Here is a 20,562-nt window from a genome sequence, read left to right as displayed (position 1 = left end):
AATTCAGCCCGGCGGCCAGGAAAAGGGCCGGCCACCCAACACGTGCACATGCAGGTGGAACACGGTCTGGCTGGCGCCAGCGCCATTGTTCACGTTGAGGCGGAAGTCCTCCAGCCCCTGCTCGGCGGCCACCTGACCGGCCACCAGCAGCAGATGCCCAAGCAGTTCCTTGTCTTCCCCTTGCGCATCGGACAGCTTGGGGATCGGTTTCCGGGGGATCACCAGGAAATGGGTGGGTGCCTGGGGGTTGATGTCCCTGAACGCCAGGCACTGGTCATCCTCGTAAATGATATCGGCGGGAATCTCCCGGTCGATGATCTTGGAAAAAATCGTTTCGCTCATGGCCTGTCTCCAGCCTGCCAGGATCGGAAAGGCCCAACGATAGAACACGCCGGCCTTCACGTCGATCATGATCCCGATCACACCCCGACCATGCGGCACCAGCAATTTACAAAACCCGGGGTGAGTCCACGGCGCCCGACTGACTATAATGGCGCCTTGACTTCACCCACCCTCTAAACCGACGAGACCTTATGGCCACGTTGTTCGTTGAAAACCTGACCGTGGTGGATTTTTCCTATCTCCACGCCAAGCGCGGCATGGTGGGCGAGTCGTGGATCGTGGATCTGGAGCTGTCCGGTGAACTGGACGCCCAGGGCATGGTGTTCGACTTCGGCCACATCAAGAAAACCGTTAAACGCACCGTCGACGAGCGCGTCGACCACCGGTTGCTGGTGCCCCGCGACAGCGAACAGCTCGACCTGCACGAGCGTGACGACGGGCACCTGAGCCTGGCCTGGCGTTATCTGGCCGGCGAAATTCGCATGGTATCGCCGGCGGCGGCGGTACTGAGCCTGCCAGGCATGGAGATTTCCAAGGCCGGCGTGACGCTCTACCTGATGGAGCTGATCCGGGAGACGGTGCCGTCCAATGTCGCCGAGGTACGCGTGATTCTGCGCGAGGAGGACACCGGCACGGCGCCTTTCTACCATTACTCCCACGGTCTCAAGAAACACGACGGCAATTGCCAGCGCATTGCCCATGGTCACCGTTCCGGCATCGAAATTTTCGAGAACGGCCGCCGCAGCCGCTACTGGGAAAAGCTCTGGGCGGACCGCTGGGAAGACATCTACATCGGCACCGAGGAAGACCTGGAAGGCACTTACTACGTGGATGAAGTACCCCACCACCGGTTCCGCTACGATGCCGAACAGGGCCACTTCGAGCTGGTGATCCCGGAAGACCACTGCTATCTGGTGAACCACGACTCCACGGTGGAGAACCTGGCCGGGCACATCGCCGGTGAACTGGCCCGGGAAGCACCGGGCAAGCGCTTCCGCGTGCGCGCCTTCGAAGGCGTCGGCAAGGGCGCCATCGCCGAGGCCGGCGAGGACAACCCGGGCCGCGCCAAGGGCGGCTGGCTCACCGGCTCTTCAGTGCTGTGACCCGCCCTGAAAAGCGGTGAACAGTTAACTCTTAACTGTTCACCGCTTTTCAGTCGGTTTGCGCCAGGATGCTCTCGGTTTCTTCCTGAATCAGGCGGCGCAACCAGCGGTGCGCGGTGTTGTGGTGCAGCAGGGGCGACCAGGCCATCTTCAGCTCGAACTCGGGAATCTCGAACGGCGGCGCCTTGATCACCAGGTTGTCATTTTGCACCTGCATGCGCGCCACCCGGCTGGGCAATGTGGCCACCAGGTCATTGTTCATGGCCAGCAGCGCCGGCATCTGATAATGCCGGGTAAAGATGCTGATCTTGCGGCTGCGGCCCAGCCGCTGCAGGGCGTGGTCGATCCAGCCCAGCCCGCCGAGCTTCTCCGGATTCATGCCAAAGCCCACCCCGAAGCCGGTCTTCGACACCCAGATGTGCTGGGCCGACAGGTAGCTGTCCAGGTCGAAGTGATCGGCGATGGGATTATCCCGGTTGAGCAGGCAGGAGAAGGTGTCGCGCCACAGCGTCACCTGGTGGAAGGAGCCGGGAATCTCGTTAAAGCGGTTCAGCGCCATGTCCACCCGCCCCTGCTCCATGTCCGGGTAGCTCACGTCCGAAGGGGTCAGGAAATCCAGTACCACGTTGGGCGCCTCTTCACGCAGGCGTCGCACGATGTGCGGTACCAATGTGGCCTCGGCATAGTCACTGGTCATGATGCGGAACACCCGCCGGCTGTCCGAGGGCTGGAAACCATCCTCCGGGGTGAACAGGGCTTCGGCCTGGGCAATCAACTGGCGCACCAGGGGCTGCAACTCCTGGGCGCGATCGGTGGCGGTCATGCCTTCGCTGGTACGGATCAGCAACGGGTCGCCGAACATCAGGCGCAGCCGCTTGAGGCTGTTGCTCATGGCCGGCTGGGTGATGCCCAGCTGCTCGGCGGCCCGGGTCACGTTCTTCTCACGCAGAAGAACGTCCAGGTATTTCAGCAAATTGAGGTCGGCGCTGGCGAGATTCATGGTCTGAATAATAACCCGTGAAACCGATGGAATTCTAACTGTTAACCAGGTCGCTTTCTGGAGCGACGGGGCACCGGGGACATCGCCGTTTAGCAAATTAATGCGTATGGTGCTCTTTTTCCCAAGGTGCGGCAGGGACTATGAAACAGCAGGAGCAACCACGCGTGGAGAAGTTCGTGGTGCGTTTTCCGGGCGGTATGCGCGATCGCATCGCCAGCGCCGCCCACCTCGGCCATCGCAGTATGAATGCGGAAATCGTGGCGCGTTTGAAGCATAGCCTGGGGCACTGGCCCGACAGCCTGCCGGTGGCTCGGCAGGCCGTGCCCGCCGGCGACGAAGAACGCTACCTGCTCGACCGCTTCCGGGGCCTCTCCCCGGCCAAACGCCAGGCCCTGCTCGCCCTGCTCGACTGAGCCCCCTTCATCGGGGGCGCATTGAACCAATCAATGCTGTTACTCTTAAACGCACATTTTCCGTACGCCTAACAAATGGCTTCCGCCCATGGGGCGGGCACGTCGGAGGGATGGAACGCAGTTGAAGGACGAATCGCAACGGATGAGCCGGCTGCCCAGCGGCAACGACATCCATCTGCCCTGGCACCTGCGCCTGCCCGCCCCCCTGGAGCGGGATTTCGCCGACTTTTTCCGCGACAGCGTGGCGCGGGTGGCGCCGTGGGCGGCACTCAACGTAGCGGTGCTGTTGTCGCTGGCTCTGGCCCTGGAATTCTTCCTGTCGCCGGAGGTAGCCGCCAGCACCTGGCGACCACGGCTGCTGTGTCTGATGCTGGCCGTGGCCACCGCGCTGGTGGCGCGGCACGGGGAATGGCGGCGCTGGCTGCATGGCATGAGCATGGCCCTGGCCATGGCGGTTGCCCTCACCGGCGATTGGATGGCGGTGACCGTGAACCACCCGTTGGCATTCAGCCTGTTTCTGCAAACGCCGCTGGCGATTCTGCTCATGTCGGTACTGCTGCGGGTGCCCTTTTACTGGGCGGTGACCGGCAGCCTGGCGATGATCGGCGTGCTCGCCGCCTGCCTCTATCGGGGAGGGGGCACCAGCGAGGAGCTGTCCCTGGTGTTGTTGCTGCTGTCGTTGTCCAGCGCCAGCATGAGCCTGTTCGGCCAGTACATCTATGAGCGCCTGCTGCGCCAGCATTTCCTGTCCGAGAACGTCCTGTTCCAGCACCGCGACGAACTGCATTCCGCCAACCGGGTCCTGGAGAGTCAGGCCACCGTGGACGGCCTGACCGGCTGCCTCAACCGGCGCGGCATGGAAAGCCGGCTGGATGAGCTACTGCATGGCTTCGGGCGCGGCCAGGAGCGGGTCACCCTGCTGCTGTTCGATATCGATTTCTTCAAACAGTACAACGACACCTACGGGCACCTGGCCGGCGACGAGTGCCTCAAGGCGATCGCGTCCATTCCTCGTGCCCTGACCCAGGGCGACAAGGACTTCGTGGCCCGCTACGGCGGCGAGGAGTTCATGGTGGTGCTCGCCAACACCAGCCTCAAGGACGCGTTGGTGGTCGCCGAACGCATGCGTACCCGTATCGAGCAGTTGGGGCTGCCTCACAGCGGCTCACGGGTCAGCCAGGTGGTGACCATCAGCGTCGGCGTGGCCTGTGCCGGGCAACAGGCCGCCGACGCCAATACCCTGATCAAGTGCGCCGACGAGGCGCTTTATCAAGCCAAGGGCGCCGGTCGCAACCAGGTGGCCTACATGGATGACCAGGGCCGGGTGCTGGCCCTGTGAGTCAGGCTTCGCCTTCCAGCCAGGACGGCTCCGGCACCCCCAGCGCCAGTTCCGTGAGGAAATAACCCAGCGCCGCCAGGGGCAGCAGCGCCCCGATGGTGGCGGTCAGCGACCAGCCACCGTGGGCCTGGGACCAGCCGCCCACGGCGGAACCCAGTGCCCCACCGGTGAAAAAGGTCGCCATGTACAGGCCGTTGAGGCGGCCCCGGTAGGTGTCGCCGAGGCCGTAAATGGCACGCTGACCCAGCACCACGTTGGCGGACACGCCGAAATCCAACACCACCGCCGCCGTCACCAGCATCGCCACCGCCAGGGTGGAGCCGGGCTCGGCCAGCAGGGTGAGGCCGAGGGCGGCGCTGGAGATCAGCATGGCGACCACCGTGGCCGGTCGGGTAAAACCCCGATCCGCCAGCCGCCCGGCAATGGGCGCCGCCACCGCGCCGGCCACCCCGGCCAGGCCGAACAGAGCGATACCGCCCTGGCTGAAGCCGTATAGCGGGCTGGCCAGCAGCAGGGGCACCGCGGTCCAGAACAGGCTGAAGGCGGCGAACAGGAAGGCCTGGTAAAGAGCGCGCCGACGCAGAATCGGGGTATGGCGCAGCAACCAGCCCATGGACAGCAGCAAACCGCCATAGCCGGGGCCCGGCTTGGGCCATCGCTCCGGCATCACCCGCGCCAGCACCAGACTCAACGCCACCATCATCACCGCCGACACCACGAACACCGCCTGCCAACCGAATGCCTGGGTGAGCGCGCTGGCCACCGGTCGCGCCAACATGATGCCCAGCATCAGGCCGCTCATGACCGTGCCCACTACCTGCCCCCGGCGCTCCGCCGGCGCCAGATGGGCGGCGTAGGGCAGCAGAATCTGCACCGCCACCGAGCCGAAGCCAATGCCCAGAGCGGCCGCCAGGAAGGTGGTCGCATGGCGGGCGAACAGGGCGGCGACGAGCGCCAAGGCGGCGAGCAGCACCACCGCGATCACCAGGCGACGGTTTTCCACCAGGTCCCCCAGGGGTACCACCAGCAGCAGACCGGCGCCGTAACCCACCTGGGTCATGGTGACGATCAGACCGGCCGCCCCCGGCGACAGGGAAAGCGACTCGGCGATGGGCCCCACCAGGGGCTGGGAATAATAGATATTGGCGACGATCAAGCCGCAGGCGGTGGCCAGCATCAGCACCAACCAGGACGGCATCGTCGCCGGAGCGGCGTTCGATGGCATGCTTTCGGGTCCGTTATCGGAAAGGCGTGGGATCATCCACGTCCAGCTGTTCCGGGTCCAGGGCGGCGCGCGCGTAGTCGCGCCAGACCCCGGCGTCCAGGAACAGCCGGTAGAGGTCCGGATCAAGGTGCCGATTGTCGCGCATGCGCTGCATGATGCCCAGGGCCTCGGAGATTTTCAGCGGCGTTTTGTAGGGTCGTTCTCGCGCGGTGAGGGCCTCGAACACATCGGCGATGGCCATGATCCGGGCCGGAATCGACATCTGCTCCCGGGTCAGACCGCGCGGAAAGCCGGTGCCATCCATACGCTCGTGGTGCCCCCCGGCGTATTCCGGCACACGCCGCAGCTTGCGCGGAAAAGGCAGCGACTCCAGCATATCCAGGGTGACGTCCATGTGGCTGTTAATGATGCGCCGCTCTTCCTCGGTGAGCGTGCCCCGGGTGATACAGAGGTTGGCCACCTCGTCATCACTGAGCAGCGGTCGGGTTTCACCCCGGGCATCCACCCAGGGGCGCTCGGCGATACGCCTCACCCGCGCCACGTCCTCGGCGGCCATGGTTTCACCGCCGATATTGATGCGCTCCAGAAACGCCAGATCCGCTTCCAGGGCATCAATGTCCTCCTGCCGGCGGCGCCGGTGTTCCGCTTCCCGGTCCGGGGACTCCAGGCAATCGCGCAGATAGTGCCGCTCCACTTCCGAACGCATCGCCGAGAAACGCGCCGCCACCAGTTCTATGCGGTCATGCAGGCCGTGCAGCTTGGTGGCCTTGTCGAGCACCGAATCCGGAATCGCCAGCTTGCCGCAGTCGTGCAGCCATGCCGCCACGCGCAGCTCATACCATTCGTCCTCGTCGAGCTGGAAATCGGCGAAGGCAGTGGCGTCATCGCAGGCGGCACGGGCGAGCAGTTCGGTGAGCAGGGGCACCCGTTCGCAGTGGGCGCTGGTGTGAGAGCTCTTGGCGTCGATGGCACGGGCGAACACCTTCACGAAGGCATCCAGAAGGTCCTTGAGTTCCTGGACCAGCATCAGGTTGTTGAGGGCGATGCCGGCGTAGCCACCGAGTGCTTCCAGCAGGGCCCGGGTGCGCACCGGAAAGGGCCCGGCACCGGCTTCACCGCGCGCGTTGACCAACTGCAGCACACCCACCACCCGGCCTTCATGGTTGGTCAGCGGCACCAGCAGCAGCGACACCACCCGGGTCACCAACCCCGGTACCAGACGGGTATGGTCCGCTTCATCCAGCGCCGCGCCGGTAAGATGCAGCACGCCGCCGCGGTGCACGGTCCGTGCCGCCGGGTGCCCGGCGCCGGCCTCGTCCAAAGACAGGCGCGGCTGGTCCGGCCCCGGGTCGGCGCCCGGGTCCTCGCCGTCCAGAGCCTGGCCGGCGCATTCCAGCCACTCGCCATGCTGCTCCTCGCGACGCAGCCAGAGCACGCCGGCCTCGGCCCGGGCCAGCCCCAGGGCCTCCTTCAGCACCGTGCGTGCGAGCGGCGCCAGGTCGCTCTGGACGTTGATCTGGCGGGCCACCCGCAACAGGGGTGGTAGCTGGGTGCCAGGCACCCCTTCCAGCTTGCTCATGGCGTCATTCCGTTGTCAGGCCGGCCTAGCATAGGCACAGCCCATCGTGCCGGTAAAGCGGGGCCGCTTGAACGGCGCCGGTCGATTGCCTACCATTCCTCGGTTCCGCAACCCTTAGCCTCGGACCCCTTTTCATTCATGAGCGTGCGCTACCGACTGCCCGATGGGGCAACCATGGAGTTTGATCAGCCGGCCTCCGCCCTGGAGATCGCCGAGCGGATCAGCAAGAAACTCGCCAAGCAGGCCCTGGCCGCCAGGGCCGACGGGCGCCTCACGGACGTCTACCTGCCGCTCACGGATGGCACCGAAGTGGAAATCATCACCCGGGACCACGACGATGCCCTGGAGCTGATTCGCCACGATGCCGCCCATGTAATGGCGGAGGCGGTCCAGGAGCTGTTCCCCGGCACCCAGGTGACCATCGGGCCGACCATTGAGAACGGCTTCTATTACGACTTTCACCGGGAAGAGCCCTTCACCCCTGAGGATCTCAAGGCGATCGAGAAGCGCATGCAGGAGATCGTGCGCCGCAATGAGGACATCCGCCGTGAGGTATGGGACCGCGACGAGGCAATCCGCTTCTTTCTGGACCAGGGCGAGGAGTTCAAGGCCGAAATCATCCGCGACCTGCCCGCCGACCAGGAAGTCTCCCTGTACCGTCAGGGCGATTTCATCGACCTGTGCCGGGGCCCGCATCTGCCCGCCACCAGCAAGCTGGGCGACGGCTTCAAACTGATGAAGGTGGCCGGCGCCTACTGGCGCGGCAACGCCGACAACGCCCAGCTACAGCGCATCTATGGCACGGCCTGGCGGGATAAGAAGGAACTCGGCGCCTACCTCAAACAGCTCGAGGAAGCGGAGAAACGCGATCACCGCAAACTGGCCCGGGAAATGGACCTGTTCCACACCCAGCAGGAAGCGGTGGGCAGCATGTTCTGGCACGCCAAGGGCTGGCGCCTGCGCAAGAACCTGGAAAACTACATCCGCGACAAGATGATCAAGTACGGCTACGACGAGGTGTCGACGCCGCAGATGATGGACCGGGTGCTGTGGGAAAAATCCGGCCATTGGGATAAGTATTCCGACGACATGTTCACGGTCTGTACCCACGATGACCGGGAGATGGCGATCAAGCCGATGAACTGCCCCGGCCACGTGCAGATCTTCAACCAGGGCATCAAAAGCTACCGGGACCTGCCGATCCGCATGGGCGAGTTCACGGCCCTGTTCCGCAATGAGGCCCACGGCGCGCTGCACGGCCTGATGCGGGCACGCTCGTTCAGCCAGGACGACGGGCATATCTTCTGCACCGAGGGCCAGGTCAACGAGGAAACCGCCACCTTCATCCAGATGCTGCGTGAGGTGTACAAGGACTTTGGCTTCGAGCAGTTCCGCATCAAATTCTCCGACCGGCCGGAAAAACGCGCCGGCACCGACGCCACCTGGGACAAGGCGGAGTCGGCCCTGCGCGAGGCGGTGGAATCCCTGGGCCTGGAATGTGAACTGAACCCGGGCGAAGGCGCCTTCTATGGCCCGAAACTGGAGTTCGTGCTGCGCGACGCCATCGGACGGGACTGGCAATGCGGCACCCTGCAGGTGGACTTCGTGCTGCCCGAACGACTCGACGCCGAATACGTGGCCGAGGATGGCTCGCGCCAACGGCCGGTGATGCTGCACCGGGCGGTGCTCGGCTCCCTGGAGCGCTTCCTCGGCATCCTGATTGAATCCACCGCCGGCCACCTGCCTCTGTGGATGGCGCCCACCCCGGTGGTGGTGTGCACCATCACCAACGCGGTGGACGATTACGCCGCCGAGGCGGTGGCCCTGCTCAAGGCCCGGGGCGTGCCGGCGGAGCTGGATACCCGCAACGAGAAAATCGGCTTCAAGGTGCGCGAACACTCCAAGGCGAAAACCCCTCGCATCTGGGTGGTGGGCGAGAAGGAAGCGGAGGAGCGCAAGGTAGCGATCCGCAGCCTGGGCTCCAAGGACACCGAGGAAGCCGGCCTGGAAGAAGCGGTGGACGCCCTCTTCCGGGAGACCCGCTCACCGATCTGACGGCCCCGGTGTTGTAGGAGCGACTTCAGTCACGATCAACCGCCTTGCGGATCGCGACTGAAGTCGCTCCTACGGCGGCGAGGCAGGAGGCATCATGTTCAAAGAGAACGAACGGCAACCGGAAGGCTTCAGCGTATCGCTGGGCGAGGCGCTGGATAACCTGGTGCTCAACGACGCCGGCCTGGTGCCGGTGATCGCCCAGCAGCACGACACCGGCGAGGTGCTGATGTTCGCCTGGATGAACCGGGCCGCCATCGAGGAGACACTGGCCACCGGCCGGGTCTGTTACTACTCCCGTTCGCGGGGCACTCTGTGGCGTAAGGGGGAATCCTCCGGCCAGGTGCAGACGCTCAAGGAACTGCGCGTGGACTGCGACGGCGACGTGCTGCTGGCGCGGGTGGACCAGACCGGTCCGGCCTGCCACACCGGGCGACGGGACTGCTTCTACTGGAAGCTGGACGGCGACCGGGCCACCATCGACAAGACGCCGCTGATCGACCCGGCGGAGCTGTACGGCAAAGACACCTCGAAATAAACCGGCCCCAGGACCGCACCCGGATGCTGAAACTGCACAACACCCTCACCGGCACCAAGGACGACTTCGTTCCTCTGGACCCGAATCGCGTGACGCTCTACGTGTGCGGCCCCACGGTCTATAACTACGTGCACATCGGCAACGCCCGCCCGGTGGTGGTGTTCGACGTGCTCTACCGGCTGCTCAAGCGCCTTTACCCAGGGGTGGTGTACGCCCGCAACATCACCGACATCGATGACAAGATCATCAAGGCCTGCGCGGATACCGGTGAATCCATGGACGCCCTCACCCGGCGCTTCACCACCGCCTTTCAGGAAGACATGGCCGCCCTCGGCGCTCTGGACCCGTCGATCACTCCGATGGCCACCGATCACATCGGCGACATGATCGCCATGATCGAGACCCTGATCGCCAAGGGCCACGCCTACGAATCCCAGGGCCACGTGCTGTTCGCGGTGGAATCCATGCCCGACTACGGCAAGCTCTCCGGCCGCAACCTGGAAGACATGCTGGCCGGTGCGCGGGTGGAAGTGGCCGACTACAAGCGCCACCCCGGTGATTTCGTGCTGTGGAAGCCCAGCGACGCGGACCAGCCCGGCTGGGATTCCCCCTGGGGCCGGGGTCGCCCCGGCTGGCACATCGAATGCTCGGCGATGATCCACAAACACCTCGGCGACGTGATCGACATCCACGGTGGCGGCCAGGATCTGATCTTCCCGCACCACGAGAACGAAATCGCCCAGGGCTGCTGCGCCCACGGCACCGAGTACGTGCGCTACTGGATGCACAACGGCTACATCAACATCGACGGCGAGAAGATGTCCAAGTCCCTGGGCAACTTCCGCCTGGTCCGCGAGCTGCTCAAGGAATACCCCGGCGAGGTGCTGCGCTTTGCTCTGTTGTCCAGCCATTACCGGTCGCCGCTGAATTTCTCCGCTGAACTGCTGGAGCAGGCCGAACGCAGCCTGGATTCTCTCTACTACGCATTGCTCGGGCGCGGCGAATCCGTGACCGCCGCGACTGGCTACACCCTGCCCGAGGATCACCCGGTACGGTTGGCGCTGCTCGATGATCTGAACACCTCCGAGGCGATCAGCGCCCTGCACGGCATCGCCGCCCGGCTGAACAAGGCGGAGCCCGCCGACAAGCCGGCGCTCAAGGCCGAGCTGCTGGCCGGCGCCGACCTGCTGGGGCTGCTGGACGCGGACCCCACCGCCTGGTTCCAGAACAAGAAGGCCGGCGACGACGACCTGGACGCCGCCGCCATCGACGACCTGGTCGCCCAACGCACCCAGGCCAAAAAGGACCGGAATTTCGCCCGCGCCGACGAGATTCGCGACCAGCTCAAGGACGCCGGCATCCAGTTGGAGGATACCCGCGAGGGCACCCGCTGGACCCGCGCCTGAAGTGGACTACCACCGGAGCCATGGTGGTTTTTGTCATATTGTTCGTTCTATGATGGGCAGTTACGTTCAGTCTCTGTTTCGGATGCCGTTTTGAAACCCGTTTTGCTTGCCAGTCTGCGGCTCTACCAACTGGTGCTCAGCCCCTGGGTGGGCAACCAGTGCCGTTTCTATCCGACCTGCTCGGAGTACGCCCGGCAGGCGGTGGAAACCCATGGCAGCCTGCGCGGTAGCGCCCTGGCGGCGAAACGCCTTTGCAAATGCCACCCCTGGCACCCTGGCGGTTTCGATCCGGTGCCCGGTCGCGAAGGCGAACCGACCGATGACTGACCTCCGCCCGCGCCGGCACCTGCTGTTCGCCGCCCTGCTGCTGGTGGCGCAAGCGGTGCTCGCCTGGCACGCCCCCAGCCACATCTTCGATAGCCACCGTGACGTGGTGGCCCAGCACGATTGCCAGGCGCTCCATGGCCACGGCATGGCGGCGGCACCGTCGCTGTTGGTGGCACCACCGCCGGCCCCCGCCGGGGCACCGCTGAATACCGGCCCGGTTCTCCCTCCCTACCAGGTCGCCGCCAGCGTCCACCTGGCGCGTGCGCCCCCCCGACTCTCCTGACCCCGGATTCGTAACATTCCGAGGGCGCGCCCGGCGCGCGCCGATCCCGCGTCCCTCCGTGGCCCCTGGCCATGGACGCCGGTCGCGGCTGTATATCAGGAGACAACATGAAACGCTTCAACGCCCCTCTGGCGGCGCCGGCCACGGCGGCCGCCCTGGTGGCCCTGTGCGGCTACGTGAGCGCCGCCGAGCCGGCCACCGAGGACCACCAACTGGAGGCCGTGGAGGTCTCCGCCCTGCCCCTGGGCAGTGACGCCGACCTGACCCCGGCCTCCTTCGATCTGCTGGACGGCGACCTGCTGTTCCAACAAAGCGAAGCCACTCTCGGCGACACGCTGAATGGCCTGCCTGGCGTGCACGCGGACACCTTCGGCGCCGGCAGCAGCCGGCCGGTAATCCGCGGCCAGACCGCGCCCCGGGTCAGCGTGCTATCCGATGGCGCCCGTCTGTTCGATATGTCGGAGATTTCCCCGGACCACGCCACCACCGTGGAACCCATGCTCAGCCGCAAGGTGGAAGTGCTGCGTGGCCCGTCTACCCTGCTCTACGGCGGCGGCGCCATCGGCGGCGTGGTCAACGTGCTGGATGACAAGATCCCCACCCGCATGCCGGATAAACCGGTGGAAGGCTTCTTCTCCGCGCGCGGCAACACCGTGGCCGACGAAAGCGCCGGTGCCGTGGGCCTGACTACCCGGGCCGGCGAGCACCTGGCCCTGCACGTGGAAGGCGCCCGCCGCGAAGCGAGCGACTATGAAGTCAACGGCTTCACCGACCCGACCATCAACGGCACTTGGGCGGAGAGCAACAATGCCAGCGTCGGCCTGTCCTGGATCGGCGACCGGGGCTACCTGGGCCTGGCCTACTCCTACCGGGGAGATCTCTACGGACTGCCGGGCCACAGTCACGAATTCGAAGGCTGCACCTCCAACGGCGCCAGCCTGGAATGCGAAGAAGCCGGCCACGAACACGAGCACGGTGAGCATGAAGCGCCGTTCGTGGATCTCGACAGCCGCCGGGTGGACCTGCGTGGCGAGTACCGTCAACCGTTCGCCGGCGTGGAGGCGGTACGCCTGCGCGCCAGCCACACTGACTACCGCCACCATGAAATCGAGGAAGACGCCATCGGCACCACCTTCCGGCATCGCGGCGTGGACGCCCGGGTAGAAGCGGAGCACGCCCCGATCCTGGGCTGGCGCGGCACCGTGGGCACCCAGTTCTCCGACGGTCGCATCGAAACCTCCGGTGAGGAAGCGGTGGTGCCCAGGACCGACACCCGGGTCGCCGCGCTGTTCGCCGTGGAACGCTACCGTTTCAATGATCGCTGGCAACTGGAAGCCGGTGCCCGCTTCGAGCACCAGAAGCTCGACCCGGATGACGCGGACCGGCCACTGCCCTCGGAAAGCGATAGCGCCGCTTCCCTGTCCACCGCGCTGACCTGGGCGTTCCGCCCGGACTACAACGTGTCGCTGTCCCTGGCCCGCTCCCAGCGCCTGGCCCAGGCCCAGGAGGTCTATGCCCAGGGGGTGCACCTGGCCACCAACACCTATGAGTGCGGCCTGCTCGCCGACCGGTACACCTGTGGCGGCAGCGCCAACGACGACAGTCTGGAGACGGAAACCTCCCATAACGTGGGCCTCAACCTGCGCAAGGTGAACGGTGATCTGACCTTCGACCTGGGACTGTTCCATAACCAGGTGGACAACTACGTCTATGCCCGCACCCTGGACCAGATCGAGGAATTCCGCCTGATCAAGTACAGCCAGGCGGACGTGACCTTCATCGGCGCGGAAGCCGAAGCCACCTATCAGTGGACCGAGCGGTTCTCCACCACCCTGTTCGGTGACGTGGTGCGCGCCGAGTTCGATGACGGTGGCAACGAACTGCCACGCATCCCCGCGCAAAGACTGGGCGGGCGCCTGAACACCTTCTGGCGCGCCTTCGACGGGGAGCTGGAGTTCTACCGGGTGTTCGCGCAGGACCAGATCGCCGGCTTCGAAAGCCGCACCCCCGGCCACGACATGCTCAATGCCACGGTGAGCTACACCTTCACCGGCAGCCCCCAATACAGCGTCTTCCTGCGCGGCAGCAACCTGCTCGGCGAGGAAGTGTGGAATCACGCGTCCTTCCTGGCGCGCACCGTTCCGGAACCCGGTCGCAATCTGACCGCCGGCGTGCGCATGACCTTCTGACGCGGACCACGACGAAACGAATTCGGAGACAACAATGAAACGGTATTTTTTCCCCACCGGCGCCGCCCTGCTGGCGGCATCGGTCCTGCTTGCCGCCTGCAACAACGACACCGGCAGCACCGAGTTACCCGGCGATGACCATGATCACGAACATACCGACTCGGCCGGTCGCCTGGTATTCACCCATGCCGACGGCGCCCACTCACGGGTTTATGTGCATGACCTGGAAAGCGGCGAGACGATCGCCGATTTCGCCCTGGTGCATCCGGCCACTGCGGTGTACGCCAGCCCGGAAAGCCGCTACGCGGTAATCCTTCAGCGTGACGACGATCAGGTGGAATTCCTGGACAACGGCATCCACCAACATGACGACCATGTGCATGAGGACGCGCCCTCCATGCTGGCCTTCACGCTCAATGGGGTGGCACCCACCCATTACCGGGTCAATGGCGAGCATGGCGCGCTGTTCTTCGACGGCGACGATGGCGCCGCGCAAATGAGCAGCTTCCAACTGTTCAGCGATGAAAGCCTGGAAGCCGGCGGGGTGCTGGCCTCCCAGACGCTGGACACCGCCCACCATGGCGTTGCCGAACCCCTGGAAGGCCTGGTGTTGGCCAGTCACACGGCCACCAGCGGCGACGCCGCGGACGGCGTCACCGTGTTCGAGCTGCACGGTGACCATTTCCACGACGAAGGCGAGCTCGGCACCGCCTGCCCGGGCCTGCACGGCGCCGCCACCAGCGGCCTGTACACGGTGTTCGGCTGCCAGGACGGCGCCCTGCTGGTGGAGCTGCACGACGATCACTTCCACGCCCACAAGATCGCGGTGGCGGAACGGCTGACCTCGGTACTCGGCCACCCCGACGTGGCGGAACTGGCGGCGTTTTCCTACCCGGGCGACAACCTCTATGTGATTGATCCGGAGGCGGAAACCGCCACCGAAACCGACTGGCGCGACGGTGCCGTGGACGGCGGCGGCGCCGCGGTGACCGCCCTGGCCCGGGCCTTCGACGCTCACGGAGAGCACCTGCTGATCCTTGACAGCGAGGGGAGTCTGCATGTGCTGGAAACCGCCGACTGGTCCCATCGCGGCACCGTGCCACTGCTCGACGACGTGCCCGCCGCCGGCCCGGCGCCGGCCCTGGCGGTGAGCGCCGCCGCCGAACAGGCGTTCGTCACCGACCCGGCGGCACCGGCACTGCATGTCCTCGACCTGGAAAACCTGTCGGTGGAAACCGTGGCCCTGGACTTCGCCCCCACCGGCCTGGCCTGGACCGGTATCGCCGGCGAGCACGACCACGGAGAGGAAACCGGGGAAGACGAACACGATCACGAGCATTGATCGTCGTCACGCGCCCTTTCGCGACTAAAGTCGCTCCTACGATATTGCTGTAGGAGCGACTTCAGTCGCGATACACCGCGTCGCCATGGGCGCGGCTTTTCACTACAATGGGGGTCATCCTCAAAGCAGTGGAATTCGGAGTCCCCCATGAAACGATGGCTGTTGGCCGCTGGCCTTGCCCTGCCCCTTTCCGTTCTTTCCGTGCCCGCGATGGCGGCGGGTTACGCCGGCCTGGATTACGTGCGCAGCGACATCGAGCCCGACCGTGGCGGCAGCGCCGATCCCAACGCGCTGCAATTCAAATTCGGTAGCTGGATCAACCGCAACGAGACCCTGGGTGGCGAACTGCGCCTGGGCCTGGGCATCGGTGACGACAGCCTGGGTGGCGGCGCCGACGTGGAGATCGACCGTTACTACGGTGCTTATTTCCGTGGTCAGTTTCCCAACACGCTGCCGGTGCGCCCCTACGGCCTGATTGGCCTGACCCGCATGGAAACCACCATTGATTACCCCGGCGGTGGTTCCAAAGGCGACAACTACACGGACCTCTCCCTGGGGCTGGGCGCCGATATCAGCCTGACCGACGTGGTGTTCGTGAGCGTGGAGTATCTGCGTGCCGTGGATCGCGGTGGCGATGAGGTGAGCAATATCGGTATTGGCCTGAACGGCCGCTTCTGAGCGTCACCCGGCCCAGCCAGGCACAAAAAAGCCGCGCGTCGCGCGGCTTTTTTGTATTCGGAAACGGCCCGCCGCCAATCAGGGAATCGGCAGGTAACCACCGTCCACGCCCTTGGTGACGATGGCCACCGCGTCATGGGCATGCAGGCTCTCCAGGTGGTTCACCCGCAGCCAGAAGTCCTGGTAGCACTGCTGGCCATTCAGAGCCTGCTTGAGGCGCCGGGCGGCGTCCTCACAGAACATCAGGTTCTGCCCGTTGAGCTTGGCGAATTCCTGCTCGTCGACCCGCTTCACGGCGGTCTGCACCGGAGTCTTGAGCGCGCCCTCGATGGTGTCGATCAGGGCGGTGATCGGGAAGGCCTCGTCGCAACCGGTATCCAGCACCACGCGCACCTGCGCCACGGAACGCTGGCTGTGCGGGGTGGCCATGATGCCTTCCTCGGTGCCCAGCCACTCGAACACCTTCTCCATATCCACCTGGCCATCACCACCGAAGTCCTCACGGAACTGCTCCTGGATCAGTTGTCGGGCCAGGGCCGCCGAGCACGGGCAGGTGGAGGAATACGGCACTTCCACCGCCAGCTCCAGGCGCAGCCCTTCGCCGGCCTTGGTGGCCTTGATGGTCACCGGGTAGCTCTTCCAGCCGGCATAGCTGCTCTTGAGCGCGGGGCGGCGCATGGAGTACTCGAAATCGAACTGCACGAAGGCCTGGTCGCTAAGCCCCTCGTGGGTGTTCAGGAAGTTGTCGAGCAGGGTTTCGATGGACGAAGCGCTGACCGAATGATCACCGAAGGTCTCCTCCAGCATCAGATACAGCCGGGACATATGAATGCCCTTGGCGTCCGGGTTGGACAGGCTCACATAGGCCTGAATCGAGGTGCTCACCGGACGCTCGCCGGCCAGGGTATCGCTGACCCGGGCGGGCAGGTGAATCTGGCTCATGCCGACCCAGTCCAGGGTGGTATGCAGGTGGTCCACCATGGAATTGGAGGCCACGTCCGGCATGGATTTTGTGGTTCCGGCACCACTATCGCGCTTCATGGGGAATCTCCGTAGGGACGACGGCGGCGAAGCATGACGCCGATCAGGTGAACAGAATGGCAACCTGATTGTCATCGCCCGATCACACAGGGACGCGAAGTGTAGCAGAATCACCGGGACAAATAGACCTCCCGGCGATGAGGGATTGACAATGGCGACGACAGGCCCGGTCTATAAACCCGCTACAGGGTGATGTCCAGGTCGTCCTCGGGGCCGCCGACCAATTCCTGGAAACGGTCCATTTCACGCAACGGAACGAACATCTCCTCGGCGCGGGCGTGACGGCGCAACGCATCGGAAATGCTCACCGCCTGCTGAAGGTCGTTGAGGGCGTTGTCGGTTTCCCCCAGCCCGGCCCAGGCGCAGGCGCGCTGATAGAGCGCATGGGCGTTGTCCTCGTCCACCTCCAGCACCCGGTCGCACAGGCTCAGCGCCCAGCGCTGCTCGCCCAGCTCCAGGGCGGCGTCGGCTTTCCAGGCCAGCGCTTCCGGGTCGTCCGGGCGCAACTCGAGGATGCGGTCGTAAAGCTCGATCTTCTCCTTGTAGCTGCCTTCCTTGGTGGCTTTCAGCCACAGGCTGTGGATCTCGTTGGTGCGCTCGATCTCTTCCTGGTTCTCGGCGATGGTGCGGGACTTCTGGCGCAGCTCCTGCTCCAGGTCCGCCAGCCGCGACTCGTATTCCACCGTCAGCCGGGACATTTCCTTCTCGGCGTAGACACGGATGTTGTCCTTCAGGTCGCGGATCGTGGACCAGCCCACCAGGGCCAGGATCGAGGCGGCACCGGCGATCAGATAGAAGAAATAGGTAACCGTATTGGTGGCGTAGCCCATGGCCTTGTCCGCCACCTCCAGCTCGCGGTCGGTGACGATACGGTTCATGTCGTTGCGGTACTCCATCATGTCCTGCCGGATGGAGCGCAATTCACCGAGAATCCAGTTCTCCCGAAACTGGGAAATCACCGGCCCCTTCTCGATCTCGCTCTCCGCTTCAGGACGCGGTTCGGCGGGCTCCTGCTGGGCCGCGGCGCCCACACTCATGGTCAGCCACAATCCCCAGATCACCGCCTTCAGGCATCGCTTGAACAAGACCCTTTCCTCTTTACCAATAGGTTACCGATACGCCGGCGTATGGTGGCATTAAGCCCCGGTCGGCGCCAGCCTGAAAGCCGTGAACGCGAACCACCACGCCTTGACAGGCCTGGCCGTATGCAATGTAGTGAGTTGACCCCCGAATGCCACCATCAAGGAGTTTCATGAGAAAGCAACGACTCATGGGCGCCGTGGCCGCGCTCGGCTTACTGGCGTTCAGCGCCGGCGCCAGCGCGGAAACCTGGCGCATCGGCCTGGAAGAAATCGAAGGCAGCGTTCAGCACCGCTACGCGGAGCAGTTCAAGGAGCTGGTCGAGGAGAAAAGCGGCGGCGACATCACCGTGCAGCTGCTGCCCTATGGCACCTGGGGCTCCACCTATTCCGCCCTCTACGACGCGGTCCAGGGCGGCGCCATCCAGCTCGGCTTCGGCTCCGGCGCCCTCGGCGGCACCGTCCCTGAAAGCCAGCTCCTCAACCTCAACTTCATCATGCCCGCCGACCAGCTGGAAACCGCCAAGGTGCTCAACAGCGACGGCTTTTTGAAAAGCGAGGCCTGGCAGCAGTCGTTCCGCCAGCGCGACCTGGTGCCGCTGGCCGAGCTGCCCGAGGGCTATCAGGTCTGGACCGCCGACCAGGCGATCCAATCCCCCGCGGACATGAAAGGTCTGAAGATCCGGGTAATGGACAACAGCCTGCTGCGCACCACCTATCAGGCCTATGGCGCCTCCCCCACCACCATCGCCTACGGCGAACTGTACAGCGCGCTGCAACAAGGCCAGGCGGACGCCAACATTCAGCCGGTATTCGCCCATGAGGAAATGGGGTTCTACGAAGTGCAGAGCCATATGATCTTCGCCCGCCAGTCCCAGTTCGTGGCCACCCTGATGGGCAACGCCGACTGGTACGACGGTCTCTCCGACGAGCAGCGCGCCATGCTCGACCAGGTCACCACCCGCCTGGTTCAGGCCGGCCACGACATGCAGACCCGGTTCAACCAGGAGCGCCTGGAAACCATCAAGTCGAAGAGCGACATCACCATCATCGAGCTCGACGACGCCCAGCGGGACGCCTTCCGCAAGTTGGCCAAGCCGGTGCGCCAGACCTACATCGACGAGGTCGGCGAGCGCGGCGAGCAGTCCCTGAATATCCTGCTCAAGGCGTTCAAACAGGCCGGCGGCGAATAGTCCCCATCCCCACCACGCCCCCAAAGCCCGGCCCCGCGCCGGGCTTTGGAATTGCTGTAGGAACGACCGGGACGCTACCTCGAAGCGGCACAACGGATTTACCGAAAGGCGCGGCGCCCCGTCCGTCAGGAGCTGCCCAAAGACGGCAGCCAGAGGGAAATCTGCGGGTAGGCAATCAGGATTACCGTGGCCAGCATCAACATCAGGATGAACGGCGGCGTACCGCGAATCACGTCCATATAGGGCCGGCGGAACACCGCGATGGCGGTAAAGATGTCGCAACCGAACGGCGGCGTCGCGGAACCGATCGCCGCCTGCAGGGTAACGATCACCCCCACGTGCACCGGGTCCAGCCCGGCGGACTCCACCAGCGGCTTGAAGATCGGCACCAGGATCAGGATCACCACGATCGGGTCCACGAACATGCAGCCGATAAAGAAAGCCACCGCGATCAGCGCCAGGGCGGCGGTCTTGTTGTCGTCAATGGCCTCGATGGCCGGCCCCAGCAACTGCTCCGGCACGCCGGCGGTGCCCAGGGTATGCGAGAAAGCGGCACCGACCGCCACCAGAATGAATACCACGGCGGTGATCATCCCCGAGGACAACGCCAGACCACCCAGATCGCGAAGGCTCACTTTGCGGTAAATCACCACCTCCAGCAGCAGCGCATAGGCCACCGCCACGGCGGACGCCTCCACGGCGCTGAAAAAGCCCAGGTAGATGCCGCCCACCACCAGTACCGGGAAACCCAGCGGCAGAATCGCCCGGCGTATCGCCTTGAAACGCTCGTCCCAACTGGCCCGGGGCTCCGGCTCAATACCCTTGAGACGGGCCCCCACCCAGCAATAGGCGGCGAACATCAGCAAAACCAGAATGCCAGGCAGGATGCCGGCCAGAAACAGGTCACCAATGGAAGTGCCCATCACCACGCCATAGACGATGAAACCAATGCTCGGGGGAATCAGCAGGGCAATGTCGCTGGCATTGATGATCAACGCCAGCGCGAAGCTGTCGGGATAGCCCTTGGCCAGCAAGCGCGGACGCATCGGGCCACCCATGGCCACCACGGTCGCCTGGGTGGAACCGGACACCGCGCCGAACACCGCGCAGCCCGCCGCCGTGGTGATCGGCAACCCGCCGCGCCAGTGGCGGCTGAACGCATCCACCAGATCCAGCAGGCGGTTGGCGGTATGCCCCTTGGTGAGAATATCAGCGGCGAAAATGAACATCGGCACCGCCGCCAGCACCCAGCTGCCGACCCCGGTGATCATCCAGGTTACCGCCTGCTCCGGGCCGAAGAAGGTCATGCCGGAGAACATCATGAACAGGGTGCCCACCGCCAGCGGCACCATCATCGGGTAGCCCAGCAACAGCAGCACGAGCATGATCAGGGCAAGAACGATCAGCATGCGGGACCTCCCCCCCGGCGATGA

General features: G+C 64.9%; 19 protein-coding genes. 12 read left to right on the top strand and 7 right to left on the bottom strand.

What is annotated here, in order from left to right; all coding sequences use genetic code 11:
- Nucleotides 1–3: 3 nt before the first annotated feature.
- The gene (locus ACLD02_RS04620) at nt 4–342 is read right to left on the bottom strand and encodes a histidine triad nucleotide-binding protein (protein ID WP_203102873.1); all 339 of its coding nucleotides are present in this window, start codon (nt 340–342) and stop codon (nt 4–6) included.
- A gap of 191 nt (nt 343–533) precedes the next feature.
- Here ACLD02_RS04620 and ACLD02_RS04615 point away from each other — a divergent pair, with 191 nt between their 5' ends.
- Nucleotides 534–1,445: a 6-pyruvoyl trahydropterin synthase family protein gene (locus ACLD02_RS04615; RefSeq protein ID WP_203102876.1), complete on the top strand. Its 912-nt coding sequence runs from the start codon at nt 534–536 to the stop codon at nt 1,443–1,445.
- A gap of 49 nt (nt 1,446–1,494) precedes the next feature.
- Here the strand turns inward: ACLD02_RS04615 and ACLD02_RS04610 are convergent, their stop codons facing one another.
- Nucleotides 1,495–2,445, bottom strand: a complete 951-nt coding sequence (locus tag ACLD02_RS04610) for a LysR family transcriptional regulator (protein WP_203102878.1) — start codon at nt 2,443–2,445, stop codon at nt 1,495–1,497.
- 140 nt (nt 2,446–2,585) lie between these two features.
- Here ACLD02_RS04610 and ACLD02_RS04605 point away from each other — a divergent pair, with 140 nt between their 5' ends.
- Both ACLD02_RS04605 and ACLD02_RS04600 read left to right on the top strand, forming a co-directional pair.
- Nucleotides 2,586–2,858 (top strand): Arc family DNA-binding protein, encoded by a 273-nt coding sequence (locus ACLD02_RS04605; RefSeq protein ID WP_203102880.1) that lies wholly within the window; start codon nt 2,586–2,588, stop codon nt 2,856–2,858.
- A 121-nt stretch (nt 2,859–2,979) separates the two neighbouring features.
- Complete coding sequence (locus ACLD02_RS04600; protein ID WP_238400934.1) at nt 2,980–4,197, top strand: GGDEF domain-containing protein; 1,218 nt, start codon at nt 2,980–2,982, stop codon at nt 4,195–4,197.
- 1 nt (nt 4,198) lies between these two features.
- Here ACLD02_RS04600 and ACLD02_RS04595 read toward each other — a convergent pair whose 3' ends face one another.
- Nucleotides 4,199–5,422, bottom strand: coding sequence for an MFS transporter (locus tag ACLD02_RS04595; RefSeq protein ID WP_203102885.1), 1,224 nt, complete (start codon nt 5,420–5,422; stop codon nt 4,199–4,201).
- 13 nt (nt 5,423–5,435) lie between these two features.
- Complete coding sequence (locus tag ACLD02_RS04590; protein ID WP_410298054.1) at nt 5,436–7,001, bottom strand: GAF and HD-GYP domain-containing protein; 1,566 nt, start codon at nt 6,999–7,001, stop codon at nt 5,436–5,438.
- Between the two features lie 138 nt (nt 7,002–7,139).
- On the opposite strand from ACLD02_RS04590, the gene thrS reads away from it, so the two are divergent.
- From thrS to ACLD02_RS04550, 8 genes are all read left to right on the top strand, one after another.
- The gene (gene thrS / locus ACLD02_RS04585) at nt 7,140–9,056 is read left to right on the top strand and encodes a threonine--tRNA ligase (RefSeq protein WP_203102889.1); all 1,917 of its coding nucleotides are present in this window, start codon (nt 7,140–7,142) and stop codon (nt 9,054–9,056) included.
- 94 nt (nt 9,057–9,150) lie between these two features.
- Nucleotides 9,151–9,591: a phosphoribosyl-AMP cyclohydrolase gene (hisI, locus tag ACLD02_RS04580; protein ID WP_203102898.1), complete on the top strand. Its 441-nt coding sequence runs from the start codon at nt 9,151–9,153 to the stop codon at nt 9,589–9,591.
- A 23-nt stretch (nt 9,592–9,614) separates the two neighbouring features.
- Nucleotides 9,615–10,997: a cysteine--tRNA ligase gene (gene cysS / locus ACLD02_RS04575; RefSeq protein WP_410298053.1), complete on the top strand. Its 1,383-nt coding sequence runs from the start codon at nt 9,615–9,617 to the stop codon at nt 10,995–10,997.
- A 90-nt stretch (nt 10,998–11,087) separates the two neighbouring features.
- A complete protein-coding gene (gene yidD, locus ACLD02_RS04570) occupies nt 11,088–11,324 on the top strand; it encodes a membrane protein insertion efficiency factor YidD (RefSeq protein ID WP_203102902.1) in 237 nt (78 codons plus the stop codon).
- Entirely contained in the window at nt 11,317–11,607 is a 291-nt protein-coding gene (locus ACLD02_RS04565) for a hypothetical protein (RefSeq protein WP_203102904.1), read from the top strand. Before yidD ends, ACLD02_RS04565 begins: the two co-directional genes overlap by 8 nt.
- 107 nt (nt 11,608–11,714) lie before the next feature.
- Entirely contained in the window at nt 11,715–13,796 is a 2,082-nt protein-coding gene (locus tag ACLD02_RS04560) for a TonB-dependent receptor domain-containing protein (protein WP_203102912.1), read from the top strand.
- Between the two features lie 34 nt (nt 13,797–13,830).
- The gene (locus ACLD02_RS04555) at nt 13,831–15,138 is read left to right on the top strand and encodes a hypothetical protein (RefSeq protein ID WP_410298052.1); all 1,308 of its coding nucleotides are present in this window, start codon (nt 13,831–13,833) and stop codon (nt 15,136–15,138) included.
- A 147-nt stretch (nt 15,139–15,285) separates the two neighbouring features.
- On the top strand, nt 15,286–15,816 hold the full coding sequence (locus ACLD02_RS04550; RefSeq protein ID WP_203102916.1) for an outer membrane beta-barrel protein: 531 nt from the start codon (nt 15,286–15,288) through the stop codon (nt 15,814–15,816).
- A 78-nt stretch (nt 15,817–15,894) separates the two neighbouring features.
- Here ACLD02_RS04550 and folE2 read toward each other — a convergent pair whose 3' ends face one another.
- Both folE2 and ACLD02_RS04540 read right to left on the bottom strand, forming a co-directional pair.
- Nucleotides 15,895–16,857, bottom strand: a complete 963-nt coding sequence (gene folE2 / locus ACLD02_RS04545) for a GTP cyclohydrolase FolE2 (protein ID WP_203102917.1) — start codon at nt 16,855–16,857, stop codon at nt 15,895–15,897.
- A 182-nt stretch (nt 16,858–17,039) separates the two neighbouring features.
- The gene (locus ACLD02_RS04540) at nt 17,040–17,942 is read right to left on the bottom strand and encodes a tetratricopeptide repeat protein (protein WP_238400936.1); all 903 of its coding nucleotides are present in this window, start codon (nt 17,940–17,942) and stop codon (nt 17,040–17,042) included.
- Nucleotides 17,943–18,109: 167 nt separating this feature from the next.
- Between ACLD02_RS04540 and dctP the strand changes: the two genes are divergently transcribed.
- Nucleotides 18,110–19,129, top strand: a complete 1,020-nt coding sequence (dctP, locus tag ACLD02_RS04535; RefSeq protein ID WP_410298051.1) for a TRAP transporter substrate-binding protein DctP — start codon at nt 18,110–18,112, stop codon at nt 19,127–19,129.
- 125 nt (nt 19,130–19,254) lie between these two features.
- Here the strand turns inward: dctP and ACLD02_RS04530 are convergent, their stop codons facing one another.
- Nucleotides 19,255–20,538, bottom strand: coding sequence for a TRAP transporter large permease (locus ACLD02_RS04530; protein WP_410298050.1), 1,284 nt, complete (start codon nt 20,536–20,538; stop codon nt 19,255–19,257).
- Between the last annotated feature and the right edge of the window lie 24 nt (nt 20,539–20,562).

The organism is Alloalcanivorax sp. C16-2 (assembly GCF_046507615.1).
In the GTDB taxonomy this organism is placed as follows: Bacteria; Pseudomonadota; Gammaproteobacteria; order Pseudomonadales; family Alcanivoracaceae; genus Alloalcanivorax; species Alloalcanivorax marinus_A.
Note: the sequence above shows the minus strand (reverse complement) of the source record. Positions and strands in the feature narration are given on the sequence as shown.